At 72.3% G+C, this 13,997-nt stretch carries 13 protein-coding genes; 12 read left to right on the top strand and 1 reads right to left on the bottom strand.

Annotated elements, in window-relative coordinates:
* Nucleotides 1–601 precede the first annotated feature (601 nt).
* Complete coding sequence (locus tag IRQ30_RS20790; protein WP_338089808.1) at nucleotides 602–1,033, bottom strand: metallopeptidase family protein; 432 nt, start codon at nucleotides 1,031–1,033, stop codon at nucleotides 602–604.
* 50 nt (nucleotides 1,034–1,083) lie between these two features.
* Between IRQ30_RS20790 and IRQ30_RS20785 the strand changes: the two genes are divergently transcribed.
* The 12 genes from IRQ30_RS20785 to IRQ30_RS20730 form a co-directional block, all read left to right on the top strand.
* Nucleotides 1,084–1,443, top strand: coding sequence for a DUF3499 family protein (locus IRQ30_RS20785; RefSeq protein WP_193607301.1), 360 nt, complete (start codon nucleotides 1,084–1,086; stop codon nucleotides 1,441–1,443).
* 34 nt (nucleotides 1,444–1,477) lie between these two features.
* Nucleotides 1,478–2,866 carry a phosphomannomutase/phosphoglucomutase gene (locus IRQ30_RS20780; protein ID WP_193614796.1) on the top strand — a complete coding sequence of 463 codons (1,389 nt, stop codon included), beginning with the start codon at nucleotides 1,478–1,480 and terminating at the stop codon, nucleotides 2,864–2,866.
* Nucleotides 2,863–3,048, top strand: coding sequence for a Trm112 family protein (locus IRQ30_RS20775; protein ID WP_264674160.1), 186 nt, complete (start codon nucleotides 2,863–2,865; stop codon nucleotides 3,046–3,048). The genes IRQ30_RS20780 and IRQ30_RS20775 overlap by 4 nt, the downstream gene beginning before the upstream one ends.
* A 1-nt stretch (nucleotide 3,049) precedes the next feature.
* On the top strand, nucleotides 3,050–4,078 hold the full coding sequence (locus tag IRQ30_RS20770; RefSeq protein ID WP_193614795.1) for an SIS domain-containing protein: 1,029 nt from the start codon (nucleotides 3,050–3,052) through the stop codon (nucleotides 4,076–4,078).
* Between the two features lie 11 nt (nucleotides 4,079–4,089).
* Nucleotides 4,090–5,217, top strand: a complete 1,128-nt coding sequence (locus tag IRQ30_RS20765) for an acyltransferase family protein (RefSeq protein ID WP_193614794.1) — start codon at nucleotides 4,090–4,092, stop codon at nucleotides 5,215–5,217.
* 42 nt (nucleotides 5,218–5,259) lie between these two features.
* On the top strand, nucleotides 5,260–6,225 hold the full coding sequence (locus IRQ30_RS20760) for a DUF808 family protein (protein WP_193614793.1): 966 nt from the start codon (nucleotides 5,260–5,262) through the stop codon (nucleotides 6,223–6,225).
* Nucleotides 6,226–6,361: 136 nt separating this feature from the next.
* The gene (ahcY, locus tag IRQ30_RS20755) at nucleotides 6,362–7,792 is read left to right on the top strand and encodes an adenosylhomocysteinase (RefSeq protein ID WP_193614792.1); all 1,431 of its coding nucleotides are present in this window, start codon (nucleotides 6,362–6,364) and stop codon (nucleotides 7,790–7,792) included.
* A 176-nt stretch (nucleotides 7,793–7,968) separates the two neighbouring features.
* A complete protein-coding gene (locus IRQ30_RS20750; RefSeq protein WP_193614791.1) occupies nucleotides 7,969–9,396 on the top strand; it encodes a hypothetical protein in 1,428 nt (475 codons plus the stop codon).
* A 62-nt stretch (nucleotides 9,397–9,458) separates the two neighbouring features.
* Nucleotides 9,459–10,169 carry an MtrAB system response regulator MtrA gene (gene mtrA, locus IRQ30_RS20745; protein ID WP_193607308.1) on the top strand — a complete coding sequence of 237 codons (711 nt, stop codon included), beginning with the start codon at nucleotides 9,459–9,461 and terminating at the stop codon, nucleotides 10,167–10,169.
* Between the two features lie 4 nt (nucleotides 10,170–10,173).
* Nucleotides 10,174–11,799, top strand: a complete 1,626-nt coding sequence (gene mtrB / locus IRQ30_RS20740; RefSeq protein WP_193607309.1) for an MtrAB system histidine kinase MtrB — start codon at nucleotides 10,174–10,176, stop codon at nucleotides 11,797–11,799.
* Complete coding sequence (locus tag IRQ30_RS20735; RefSeq protein WP_193614790.1) at nucleotides 11,796–13,559, top strand: LpqB family beta-propeller domain-containing protein; 1,764 nt, start codon at nucleotides 11,796–11,798, stop codon at nucleotides 13,557–13,559. Before mtrB ends, IRQ30_RS20735 begins: the two co-directional genes overlap by 4 nt.
* Before the next feature lie 57 nt (nucleotides 13,560–13,616).
* A partial coding sequence (locus tag IRQ30_RS20730) for a ComF family protein (protein WP_420827620.1) occupies nucleotides 13,617–13,997 on the top strand: 381 nt, incomplete at its 3' end.

The raw sequence follows: 13,997 nt of genomic DNA, 5'->3' as shown, positions 1-13,997 counted from the left end.
GGCCCGCGCGCGTAGCAGCCCGGGTCTCGGCGTCAAGGAGCTTCGCCCGCTTCGCGGCGGCTTCGCCGTCCTTGACTCCGAGCCTCTCCCGGGCTGCTGGGGCGGCGCACGGGCGGCGGCGGCTTCGCCGCGCCGCCCGCTAACAGCGCGGGCCCTGCCTATCGGTCACCAGCGTCGGCAGTTCGAGCTCAGGCCGTGCCTCTCCACGCTCAGCCGGGCCGGCACCGCGCCCAACTGCCGACGCTGAGTGTCGGTAGACGCACCACCAGTCACACCAGCCCCACCAGAGGGGTGCCGCGCTTTGCGCGGGCGGCGCGGGCGAAGCCCGTGTCGCCCCGTGCGCCGTCAAGCCGGTCGAGAGAGGCTCCGGGTCAAGGACGCCCGCAGGGCGCCGCGAAGCGGGCGAAGCTCCTTGAGGCGGAGACGCGACCGGCTAAGCGCGCGGCACCCCAGTCCTGCCCCGAGGAGACAGTCAGAGGTGCAGGGGTCTCGACGGGCGCTCGTCGCTGGCGCTCCTCGCTGCTCGACCACCGGTGCGCCGGGGCGGCGTGGTTTCGAGGCTCGCTGCGTTCGCACCTCAACCACCGAGGGCGGCGCGGGGTCAGTCGAGGTCGTCGTCGCCGTAGCGGGGGTCGACCTCGGAGGCGTCGATGCCGAGGAGCTCGGCGACCTGCTCGACGACGAGGGTCAGCACCATGGCCTCGAGGTCGGCGCGGGAGTCGCAGCGGTGCTCGATGGGGCGGCGGAAGAGGACCAGGCGGGTGGGGTGGGTGCCGCTGCCCCGGACCAGCGAGGAGAGGGGCACCGTGCCGGTCCAGTCGTCGGGCACCAGGGGAGCGTCCTCGACGGCGTACTCGACGAGCCCGAGCTGGGCCGACCACCGCTCGTCGACGTCCGTGACGACGCGCAGCACGAGCGCGTCGAACTGCTCGCGCTTGCTGCCCCGCGGCAGCCGGGCGCCGGGGCGCGGCTGCACGGCCGGCCCGCGCAGTCCGCGGTCGCGACGATCCCTGGTCCTGCGTCTGGGCTCCACAGCCGCGAGCCTAAACGGGTGCGGTGCCGGTGCCGGGTAGCGTCTGCGTCGTGACCCTGAAGCGTCGTTGTTCGCGCACCCCCTGCGGACGCCCCGCCGTTCACACGCTGACCTACGTCTACGCCGACTCCACCGCCGTCCTGGGCCCGCTCGCGACCTTCGCCGAGCCGCACGCCTACGACCTGTGCGCCGACCACAGCGAGCGGCTCTCCGCCCCCCGCGGGTGGGAGGTCATCCGGCTCGCCGGCGACCCGCGTGACGAGGGGCCGTCCGGGGACGACCTGCTCGCCCTGGCCGACGCGGTGCGTGAGGCCGCGCGCCCCGTGCCCGTCGCGCGGATCGCGCCCGAGGACGAGACCGGCCACGAGACCACCCGCCGCGGGCACCTGCGCGTCCTCACCACCGACTGAGGGACGCGAGCTCGGCACGACTAGGGTCTGCTGCATGGCAGACGACTCGTCGAGCACGCTCGACCCGGCCAACGTGCGGGCCGTCTTCAAGGCCTACGACGTGCGCGGGACGGTGCCCGACCAGATCGACGAGGCCTTGGCCCACGCCACCGGACGCGCCTACGTGCAGGTGGTGGGCGCGCGCGAGGTCGTCGTCGGTCACGACATGCGGCCGAGCTCGCCCGGGATGGCCGCGGCCTTCGCGGCGGGTGCCAGCGCCGCGGGCGCCGACGTCGTCATGATCGGCCTCGCCTCGACAGACCAGCTCTACTTCGCCTCCGGTCACCTCGACATGCCGGGTGCGATGTTCACCGCCAGCCACAACCCGGCCCAGTACAACGGCATCAAGATGTGCCGCACCAAGGCCACCCCCATCGGACTCGACACCGGCCTCGCCGAGATCCGCGACCTGGTGGCCTCGGGGGAGGAGGCGCCCTCCAGCCGCACGGGCAAGGTCTACGAGACCGACGTCCTCGAGGCGTACGCCGCCCACCTGCTCACCCTCGCGCCCGTCTCCGGCCGCCGGCTGACGGTCGTCGCCGATGCCGGCAACGGGATGGCCGGGCACACCGCGCCGGCCGTCTTCGGCCTCCTCGGCGCCGAGCAGGTCGAGCTCGTCCCGATGTACTTCGAGCTCGACGGGTCCTTCCCGCACCACGAGGCCAACCCGATCGACGAGGCCAACCTCGCCGACCTCAAGGCCAAGGTCCTCGAGACCGGCGCCGACATCGGCCTCGCGTTCGACGGCGACGCCGACCGCTGCTTCCTGGTCGACGAGCGGGGCCACGGCGTCTCCCCGTCGACGCTGACCGCCCTCATCGCCGCGCGGGAGCTGGCCAAGCACCCCGGCTCCACGATCATCCACAACCTGATCACCAGCCGGGCGGTGCCCGAGATCGTCCGCGAGCACGGCGGCCACCCGGTGCGCACGCGGGTGGGCCACTCGTTCATCAAGGCCACGATGGCCGAGACCGACGCCGTCTTCGGCGGCGAGCACAGCGGTCACTTCTACTTCCGCGACTTCTGGCGCGCCGACTCCGGCATGCTGGCCGCGCTGCACGCGCTCGCCGCGCTCGCCGAGACCGACCTGACCCTGTCGGAGCTGCTGGGGGAGTACGAGCGCTACCCCGTCAGCGGCGAGATCAACAGCGTCGTCGACGACGCGGCCGCCGTGATGGCCGACCTCGGGGCGACGTACGGCGGTCGGGACGGCGTGGTCACCGACCACCTCGACGGACTGACCGTGAGCCACGACGACTGGACGTTCAACGTGCGTCCGTCCAACACCGAGCCGCTGCTGCGGCTCAACGCCGAAGGAAGGGACGAGCCGACCATGGAGCGCATGCGCGACGAGGTCCTCGCCGAGATCAGGAGAGAGCGATGAGCATCGAGCTGGACCCCACCCTGTTGGAGATCATCGTCTGCCCGGCGTGCCACAGCGACCTGGCACTCGTCGACGACGACCCGGCGGCCCCGGAGCTGGTGTGCGAGGGCTGCGGCCTGGCCTACCCGATCCGCGACGGCATCCCCGTGATGCTCGTCGACGAAGCCCGCAAGCCCGCCTGAGATGTCCTGGTTCGACGAGTCGCGCCTGGACGACGAGCGCGCCCTGACGGGGATCGACCTGCGCCTGCGCACGCTCGCGGAGTCGGGGGCGCGCGTACGCCGGGAGGCGGGTGACGCCGACGAGGCGATCGCCCAGGTCGTGGCCCGCAGCGAGGACCAGGCGCGGCCGCGTGCGGTCATCGCCGCCGGACCCGACTCGCGGCTCCTGCGGGCCGTGCTCGAGCCGTGGTGCCCGGTCCCGTTCGTCGCGTGGCCGGGCCAGGCCCTGCCGGGCTGGGCCGGCAGCCTCGACCTCGTCGTGGTGCTCGCTCCCGACGGTGGCGACGCCGGCACCGCCTCGGCGGTCGCCGAGGCCGTGCGCCGCGGCTGCCAGGTCGTGGTCGCGTGCCCGTCGTCGTCGATCGTCGCCGACCACGCCGCGGGCCGCTGGACCACGCAGCTCCCCACGACCACGGGCGACCAGCTCGCGACCGCCGTCGTGATGCTCAACTACCTCCACCAGATCGGGCTGGGGCCCAGTGCGCCGCCCGAGGAGGTCGCCGAGTCGCTCGACGCCGTCGCGACCGCGTGCTCGCCGCACCGCGACCTCGCCGTCAACCCCGCCAAGATGCTGGCGATCGCGCTCGCCGACGCCAACCCGCTCGTGTGGGGAGGGTCCGTGCTCGCCGCCCGGGCGGCCCGCCGCGTGGCCGAGTCGGTACGACGGTCCAGCGGGCGCACCGCGCTCGCCGGGGACGCCGAGCACCTGCTGCCGGTGATCGAGGCGACCCGCCCGCGCGACGTGTTCGACGACCCGTTCTCCGACGACGGCGGTGAGCTGCGACCGATGCTGCTCGTCCTCGACGACGGAGCCGACGACCCGGTGCTGCGCCAGCACCGCAGCCGTCTGCTCGGCGCCGCCGACGAGCGCGGCGTCCGCGTCGAGCACCTCACGGCCGAGACCGGCTGCGAGGTCGCGCGCTACGCGTCGCTGATGCTGAGCGGGACCTACGCCGCCGAGTACCTCCGGCTCGGGCTCGTCGAGGTCTGAGGCGACCCGAGATGGCGACGCGGGACGCCTGGTTCGACAACGCCAAGATGGCGCTGGTGACCCTGGTGGTCGTCGGCCACGCGTGGACGCTGCTCCCGGCGGAGCCGCTGGTGCAGCACCTCTACGACTTCGTCTATCTCTGGCACGTGCCGGCGTTCGTGTTCGTCACCGGCTACCTCTCGCGCTCGTTCGAGTGGACGTCGGCGCGCCTGTGGCAGCTCGTGCGGACGGTGGCGGTGCCCTACGTGATCTTCGAGTGCGCGATCGCGCTCTTCCGGGTCCACGTCGGCGGGGAGAATCTCGAGGACCTGTTCCTCGACCCGCACTGGCCGCTGTGGTACCTCTCGGCGCTCTTCTTCTGGCGCCTGGTCACGCCGATCTTCCGGCCGATGCCCGGTGGGGTGCTCGTCGCGGTGGCGATCAGCCTCGGGGCGGGGCTCTGGGCCGGCGACACCTTCGACTTCGCCCGCATCTGCGGCCTGCTGCCGTTCTTCGTGCTCGGCCTCAAGGCGACCCCCGAGCGGCTGGCCTCGCTGCGGCGTACGCCGGTCCAGCTCGCGGCGGTCGCCGTCTTCGCCGGGGTCGTCGCGCTCACCTGGGTCACGGACACGGCCGTCTCCACGGAGTGGCTCTACTACCGTGCCCGCTACGACACCCTGGAGGACTCCGACCTGGAGGCGCTCCTGATCCGCGGGGGACTGCTGCTGGTCGGCACCCTGGCGGCGATGTCGTTCCTGGCGCTCGTCCCGCGCGCGTCCGGCTGGTTCGCCCGCATGGGCGCCGCGAGCCTGGTCGTCTACCTCCTGCACGGCTTCTTCGTGAAGACCGCGCTGTACGCCGGCCTCCCCGACTGGGCCGACGACCACTGGGTGGCGGCGCTGCTCGTCACCACTCTCGGGGCGGTCGCGGTGTCGATGCTGCTCGCGTGGCCGCCCGTGGCGACACGGCTGACGGTGCTGGTCGACCCCGTCGGCCACGCCGAGCGCCACGCCCGGCACGCGGTCGACCTGGGCGTGACCGTCGTGGCCCACGAGGACCACGACGCGCCGGTGCTCGACCAGCTCGTCGAGCAGCTGGCCGAGGAGCGCCCGGAGGGCAGCCCGCTGCCCCCGCCGACGTCGCGCCCCACATCTCAGTAGGCTGACGCCCATGACGACCGGTGCCGCGCGCGGAGCGACCCAGTGAGCGGCGGGCTCTTCGCCCTCCTCGACGACGTGGCGGCGATGGCGCGCCGCGCCGCAGCCTCGGTCGACGACGTCTCCGCCGCCGCCGGACGCGCCAGCATGAAGGCCGCCGGGGTCGTGGTCGACGACACCGCCGTGACGCCGCAGTACGTCCAGGGTGTGGCCGCCAAGCGCGAGCTGCCGATGATCCGCCGGATCGCGATCGGCTCGATCCGCAACAAGCTCCTGATCATCCTGCCCGTGGCCATGCTGCTCAGCCAGTTCCTGCCGGGTCTGCTGACGCCGATCCTGATGCTGGGCGGCACCTTCCTGTGCTACGAGGGCGCCGAGAAGGTCTGGGAGCGGTTCTCCGGGCACCATCCGGCGGAGAAGAAGCAGGCCACGGAGTTCGACGCCGAGGCCGAGAAGACCATGGTCGCCGGTGCCATCCGCACCGACCTGATCCTGTCGGCCGAGATCATGGTGATCTCCCTCAACGAGGTCTCCGAGGAGTCCTTCGTGTCGCGCGCGGTGATCCTCATCGTCGTCGCGTTCCTGATCACGATCGCCGTCTACGGCGTCGTGGCGCTGATCGTCAAGATGGACGACGTGGGCCTGGCGCTGACCCAGCGCGCCTCGACTGCTGCGCAGAAGATCGGCCACGGGCTCGTGCGCGCCATGCCGGGCCTGCTCGCGACGATCTCGGTTGTCGGCACCGTCGCCATGCTGTGGGTGGGCGGCCACATCCTCCTGGTCGGCGCCGACGACCTCGGCTGGCACGCGCCGTACGAGTGGGTGCACCACCTCGAGGAGGACGTCCACCACGCGACGGGCGCGCTCGGCGCGGTCCTCGGCTGGCTCGTCAACACGGCCCTCTCGGCCGTCGCCGGCGTCATCGTGGGCGCCGTCGTGGTGGCCGTGATGCACGTGCTTCCCTTCGGCCACGGCAAGGCCGAGGCCGGCTCGGAGAAGGCCGCGCACTGAGCCGTTTCGGCCCCGTCGTGAGCCCACTACACCGCCTCTCCTAGCGGCTCCACGGAGGGGTCGCGAGGATTCTGCGATCGGCAGGAACCCGTTCTAGCCTGGGTTGCACGCCCAACCGCCGGACTCAGGAGCATTGATGGACTACAAGGTTGCCGACCTCTCCCTGGCCGACTTCGGTCGGATGGAGATCACGCTGGCCGAGCACGAGATGCCCGGCCTGATGGCGATGCGCGAGCGCTACGGCGACTCCAAGCCGCTCGCCGGCGCCCGGATCGCCGGGTCGCTGCACATGACCATCCAGACCGCGGTCCTGATCGAGACGCTGACCGCGCTCGGTGCCGAGGTCCGCTGGGCCTCCTGCAACATCTTCTCCACCCAGGACCACGCCGCCGCGGCGATCGCCGTCGGCCCCGAGGGCACGGTCGACAGCCCCGCCGGCGTCCCGGTCTTCGCCTGGAAGGGCGAGACGCTGGAGGAGTACTGGTGGTGCACCCAGCAGATCCTCATGTGGCCCGAGGGCAAGGCCGCCAACATGATCCTCGACGACGGCGGCGACGCCACGATGCTCGTGCACCTCGGTGTCGAGGCGGAGAAGACCGGCATCGCGCCCGACCCCGCCACCGCCAAGAGCGTCGAGCAGAAGGTCGTCTTCGACGTCCTCAACGCCTCCCTCGCGGAGAGCAAGGACCGCTGGACGCAGATCGCCGGCGAGATCAAGGGCGTCACCGAGGAGACCACCACCGGCGTGCTGCGTCTCTACGACATGATGAAGGAGGGCTCGCTGCTCTTCCCGGCCATCAACGTCAACGACTCGGTCACCAAGTCCAAGTTCGACAACAAGTACGGCTGCCGCCACTCGCTCATCGACGGCATCAACCGCGCCACCGACGTCCTCATCGGCGGCAAGGTCGCGGTCGTGTGCGGCTACGGCGACGTCGGCAAGGGCTGCGCGGAGTCGCTGCGCGGCCAGGGCGCCCGCGTCATCGTCACCGAGATCGACCCCATCTGCGCGCTCCAGGCGGCGATGGACGGCTACCAGGTCGACACCCTCGACAACGTGCTCGACGTCGCGGACATCATCATCACCGCGACCGGCAACAAGGACGTCGTCACGGTCGAGCAGATGTCGCGCATGCGCCACAACGCGATCCTCGGCAACATCGGTCACTTCGACAACGAGATCGACATGGCCGGCCTCGAGGCCGAGGGCGTCGCGGTCCGCAAGAACGTCAAGCCCCAGGTGGACGTCTGGACCTTCCCGGCGGGCAACGCGATCATCGTCCTCTCCGAGGGCCGGCTGATGAACCTCGGCAACGCGACCGGCCACCCGTCGTTCGTCATGTCCAACTCCTTCACCAACCAGGTCCTGGCGCAGATCGAGATCTTCACCAAGCCGCAGGACTACCCGGTCGGCGTCTACGTGCTGCCCAAGCACCTCGACGAGGAGGTCGCCCGCCTCCACCTCGGCGCCCTCGGCGTCAAGCTGACGACCCTGAGCGACGACCAGGCCGCCTACCTCGGCGTCGACGTCCAGGGCCCGTTCAAGTCCGACCAGTACCGCTACTGAGCCTCGGCACGCACCTGAGCGCCCTCCGCCCCTCGACCCACCGGGTCGAGGGGCGGAGTCGTCTGTGACCAGGTCCACCCGCCGACGGTCGGACGGGCTGTTTACCCGTGCGCCGTCCCGGGCAGGAGCAGAAGGCACCACGCGCCCCACATCCCCCCAGTGACGCAGGAGAACTCGTGACCGCCTACAGCAGCTCGGCACTCGGCGACCTCATGGACGACGTCCTCGACAACGCCGTACGCCGCTACGTCTCGGAGTTCGGGTGGTACGGCAGCGCCGACGAGGGCTTCCGCGGCAACAACTGGGACGGTGAGCTCCCGCCCAACTTCGGGCCCACGGGCATGGTGACCCTCAAGCTGAACGCCATCGCCCAGTCCGCGTCCTCGGACGTCCCGCCCGGCGCGCAGTACGTCGGCCAGGAGACCCGGGGCAGCGTGGTCTACCACGTCTACGAGGTCGACGCGTACGAGTCGATCTACTCCCCGTGGGTCGACCGGCTGCACCAGGTCTTCGACGGCTGGCGCTCGCTGCCCGACCCTGCCGACTTCGACGCCCCCATCGCCGCGCTCGAGGACGCGGTCGACGCGATCACCCCGCAGAGCCAGCGCGAGGGCGGCTACACGTTCGTGGACGTCGAGGTCAGCACCGCGATGGGCCTGATCTACAAGTGGGCCAGCCCCCAGTCCGACCAGGCCTCCTCCGACCTGCTCTACGCCTTCGACGGCGGCTACGGCGTGGACCGGATCACCGGCGTGATGGTCAACCAGGCACAGGTCGCCGCCGGCGCGGGTCTCGCCGTCGCCGGCGAGAAGCAGGTCTGGAAGAAGGCGCGCACCGACATCATGGCGATCGCCCAAGCGGGTGCCGACTCGCTCGACATCGGCGGCGGGGGCTCGGGATCCATCGACCTGGGGGTCGTCAAGGCCTTCGTCGACCTCGTCGGGGTCTTCGTGCCGGCGCAGTTCGACGTGCTGGTGGACGCGGCGTCGGAGGGTCTCGCCTTCCTCGACGAGGTCACGCCCGAGCCCAAGACGGGCAACAAGACCCTCACCCTCTCCGGCGGCACGGCGGAGGAGATCTTCGCCAGCCTCGAGGACGCGGTGAAGGAGCTGGAGCAGGCGATCTACGACGAGGAGAGCGAGCTCCAGACCAAGCTCCAGGCGCTCCAGGGGATCCTGGGCGACAACGACCCGGTCAACTTCCACCTCCACCCTGGCGCCGGGATGGCCGAGACCTTCGTCGACGCCGCCGAGATCAGGATCAACTCGCGGACCATCCAGAGCATCGGCAACCACGACGTGCCGATCGTCGCCAAGGCCTTCCTGAGGGCCGCGGAGTTCGCGGCGTCCCACACCGGCTCGGGCATCTGGTCGCGCGACCACAGCATCGGCATGGGCAGCTACGGCCCCCACGCCAGCTGGCTGGCGGCGCTGGAGCAGCTCGACGCGATCACGACGGGCTCGGCCAAGGAGCTCATCGACGCCGGGCGGACCCTGGCCGTCGCCGCCGGGTGGATCGAGGACGCCGACGACCAGGCCGCCGCCGACATGGGCGGTCTCGCCGACGAGCTCGCGCGCGGCCAGGACCACTGGGCGCCTGCCTGACCGAGGGGCTCCCGAGGCCTGCGAATCCGGGTACGACACGCCCGGGTGGCACTATGGAGGCCATGACAACGGTGGGGACCGCGAGCAGCCTCACGCCCAAGGGGCGGGTGCTGGTCGTCGACGACGACGCCTCGCTGGCCGAGATGCTGACGATCGTGCTCCGCCAGGAGGGCTTCGACAGCCGCATGTGCACGCGCGGCGACCTCGCCATCGACGAGTTCCGCGACTACAAGCCCGACGTGGTGCTGCTGGACCTGATGCTGCCCGGTCGCGACGGCATCGACGTCTGCAAGGAGATCCGCGCCGAGTCCGGCGTGCCGATCGTCATGCTCACCGCCAAGGGCGACACCGTCGACGTCGTGGTGGGCCTGGAGTCCGGCGCGGACGACTACGTCGTCAAGCCGTTCAAGCCCAAGGAGCTCGTGGCGCGCATCCGCGCCCGCGTGCGCCGCTTCGAGGCCGCGTCGGCGGAGTCGCTGACCATCGGCGACCTCACCATCGACGTGGCCGGGCACGCCGTGCACCGCCGCGGCGAGCCGATCAGCCTGACCCCGCTGGAGTTCGACCTGCTGCTCTGCCTGGCCCGCAAGCCCTGGCAGGTGTTCACCCGCGAGGTGCTGCTCGAGCAGGTCTGGGGCTACCGCCACGCCGCCGACACCCGCCTGGTCAACGTGCACGTGCAGCGGCTGCGCTCCAAGGTCGAGCACGACCCCGAGCACCCCGAGATCGTCGTCACCGTGCGCGGCGTCGGCTACAAGGCCGGGAACGCGTAGCGACATGACGCGTGGTCGGCGCCTCGGCGTCCCGCCCGGCGTACGACGGGCACTGACCTTCTGGCGCCGCTCGATCCAGTCGCGGGTGGTGGCCAGCACGCTGGTGCTGTCGGCGATCGTCATCAGCGGGGTGGGGTGGTTCCTGCTCAGCTCCACCAAGGACGGGCTCCTCGAGCACCGGGTCGACCAGGTCCTGGCCGAGTCCGACGCGAGCATCGACGAGGCGAGCACCCGCCTCGAGGCCGCCTCGGGCACCGAGGTCAACGCCAGCCGGCAGCAGCGCGAGCTCGCCGACCTGATCATCGCCCGCGGCGAGACCCGCGGCTTCAGCGTCGTCCTCGGCGTCCCCGCCGGCGAGGGGGCCCGGCTGTCCGACGGCGGGCCGGAGTACACCACGGGTCTCGACCTGGACAGCGTGCCGGGCTCGCTGCAGCGGCACTTCGAGGAGCTGGCGCCCACCGCCTGGACCTACTCCGAGATCACCTCGCGCACGCCCTCGGGCGAGCTGGTCCAGGAGCCCGGCATCGTCGTGGGGAGCCAGGTCGTCCTGCCCTCGGACGGCCGGACCTACACGTTCTACTTCCTCTTCCCCCTCGACGAGGAGCGCGAGACGCTGGCGCTGGTCACGCGGGCCCTGCTGACGGCGGCCGTCGCCCTCCTCGTCCTGGTCGCCGGGATCACCTGGTTGGTGGCCCGCCAGGTCGTCACCCCGATCCGCATGGCCCGGCAGGTCGCCGAGCGGCTGGCGGCCGGCCGGCTCCAGGAGCGCCTCCGGGTCTCCGGCGAGGACGACCTGGCGCGGCTCGCGACGTCGTTCAACCAGATGGCGAGCAACCTGCAGCGCCAGATCCGACAGCTCGAGGAGCTGAGCCGGGTGCAGCGCCGCTTCGTCTCGGACGTCTCGCACGAGCTGCGCACCCCGCTGACGACGGTGCGGATGGCCGGCGACGTGCTGCACGACGCCAAGGAGTCCTTCGACCCCGGCACGCGTCGAGCCGCGGAGCTGCTGCAGATCGAGCTGGACCGTTTCGAGGTGCTGCTCGCCGACCTGCTCGAGATCAGCCGCTTCGACGCCGGGGCCGCGCTGCTCGAGGCCGAGGACGTCAACCTGCTCGACGTCGTGCACCGCGTCGTCGACTCCACCCGCGCGCTGGCCGACCAGCGGGGCGTGCGCGTGGTCGTCGAGGCGCCGGAGCGGCCCTGCCTCGCCGAGGCCGACGTACGCCGCGTGGAGCGCATCATGCGCAACCTCATCACCAACGCCATCGACCACGCCGATGCCCGCCGCGAGATCAAGGTGCTGCTCGCGAGCGACGACCAGACGGCCGCCGTCGCGGTACGCGACTACGGCGTCGGCCTCGCCCCGGGGGAGTCGGCCATGGTCTTCAACCGCTTCTGGCGGGCCGACCCCGCCCGGGCCCGCACCAGCGGCGGCACCGGGCTGGGGCTCGCGATCGCGCTCGAGGACACCCACCTGCACGGCGGCTGGCTGCAGGCGTGGGGCCGGCCCGGGCAGGGCGCCCAGTTCCGGCTCACGCTGCCCCGTCGCGCGGGGGAGCCGCTGCGCCACAGCCCCCTGCCGCTGGTCCCGGCCGACGCTGACGACCCCGTCCCGGAGGTGGCCCGATGAGCAGGACCAGACGGCTGCTCGTCACCGCCTGCTCGCTGCTGCTGCTCGCCGGCCTCAGCGGCTGCGTCGAGCTGCCGGAGAGCGGACCGGTGGTCGAGACCGAGCCCTCGGTGGAGGTCGAGGAGCAGCAGGCCGCGGCCATCGACGCCGTACCCCCGCAGGAGGGCGAGACCGCTCCGGCGATCGTCAAGGGCTTCCTCGACGCCATGACCGCCTACCCCGTGCAGACCGACGTCGCGACCCAGTTCCTCGCCCAGCAGGCGCAGGCCGGCTGGAACCCCGACGACGCCACGATCACCTACGCCTCCGCCGACGACCCGACCGTCGACCCCCGGACCGGGGAGATCTCGGTCGCCCTCAGCGACCCGGAGTCCCTCGACGCGCGCGGCGGCTGGCAGGGTCCCCTGGCGGCCGACCAGCAGACGCTGACCTTCCGGATGGTCGTGGAGGACGGCGAGTACCGGATCGCGGAGGCCCCCGACGCCCTGATCGTCCCGGCCCAATGGTTCTCCCAGCGCTTCCGGCAGGTGTCGCTCTACTTCTTCGACCGGACCTCCCAGATCCTCGTGCCTGAGCCGGTGTTCGTGCCCCGCGGCCGGCAGCTCGCCACGACCCTGATCGACGGGCTGCTCGCCGGGCCGGGGGAGAAGCTCGCCGGCGTCGCCCGCAGCTTCCTGCCCGGAGGCCTCTCCGTGGGGCTCTCGGTGCCGGTCGCCGAGGGCGTCGCGGAGATCAACCTCGTCGGTGACGCCGGGCAGCAGAACGACGAGGTGGTGGAGAAGATGCTCGCGCAGCTGGTGTGGACGCTGCGCCAGGAGCCCTCGATCGACGCGGTCCGGCTGCGGATCGGCGACAAGGAGGTGCGCCTGCCCGGCGGGGTCAGCGAGTTCCGCGTCGACGACGCCCCGGAGTTCGACCCCACGGGCTACCAGGCGAGCCTGCTGCTCTACGGGCTGCGCGGGGGCCTGCTGGTCTCCGGCGAGCCCGACACCCTCGCTCCGGCCGACGGACCCTTCGGGGAGACCGACTACGGGCTGCGCTCGGTCGCCGTCAACCTCCGCGCCACCTCCGCCGCCGGGGTGACCTCCGACGGCACCTCGGTCGTGGTCGGGGCGGTGCGCGCCGAGGCGGGCGAGGAGGAGGCCCAGCGCGTGGAGCAGGTGGTCTCCGGCGCCACCAGCCTGATGACGCCCTCGTGGGACTTCGCCGACCGGCTCTGGCTCGTGGACCGGACCCGCACGGGAGCGCGCATCATCGTCCGCGAGGACGGCCGGCTGAGCGACGTGCAGGTGCCCGGGGTGACCGGCGAGAACGTCCGGTCCTTCCTGGTCTCCCGCGACGCCACCCGGTTCGCCGCGGTGGTGCGTGATGCCGGTGTCGACCGCCTGCTCCTGGGCCGGGTCAAGGTGGACTTCCGCGGTCGCGTGCGGCGCGCCGTCGACGTCCGCACGATCACCATCGAGGACACCGAGCCGCTGCGGGTCGCCGACATCGCCTGGACCTCGGCCACCTCGATCGCCCTGCTCAGCCAGGTCGTGCCCGGCGAGCTCTTCGAGGTCCGCACCGTCGCGGTCGACGGCTCTCCGGCCGGTGTCGAGGCCCTGTCGACCACCGTCAACGAGCAGGTCGTGGGCCTGGCCGGCTCGCCGGTGCCCGAGGCGCAGCAGTACGCCGTCACGCGCAACGGCCTGGTCGACCTGACCACCAGCCGGGTGATCGGCCTCGAGGAGGCGGTCACCTCGCTGGGCTACGTCGGCTGATCCACAGGCGTCGCGGGCGTGCTTGCCCGGTGGTGACCGGGCTGGTGCGATCGCCTCGTGGACTACCGCGACGCCGCGTGCGACCTGCTCCTCGGCGGTCGGTGCGTCGGGTGCGAGGCCCCGGGACGGCCGCTGTGCCGCACGTGCGAGGCCGGTCTGCCGTCGGCGGCGGCCCCGGCCTGGCCGACCCCGGTGCCCCCGGGCCTGGTGACGCCGTGGGCGGCCGGGTCCTACGACGGGGTGCCCCGGGCACTGGTCCTCGCGCTCAAGGAGCGTCGTGTCCTCGCGCTGGCCCGCCCGCTCGCCGGGCTCCTGGCGCAGGCGGTGGCCGCCGCGACCGACGGGCTCGCCGGGCCCGTGGTGCTGGTGCCGGTGCCGTCGCGCTCGGCCTCGGTGCGGGCGCGCGGGCACGACCCGACCGCGACCGTCACCGGCCTC

It is taken from the genome of Nocardioides lijunqiniae (assembly GCF_015024225.1).
Taxonomy (GTDB): domain Bacteria; phylum Actinomycetota; class Actinomycetes; order Propionibacteriales; family Nocardioidaceae; genus Nocardioides; species Nocardioides lijunqiniae.
The sequence above is the reverse complement of the archived record's forward strand: the minus strand, read 5'-3'. Positions and strand labels throughout refer to the sequence as shown.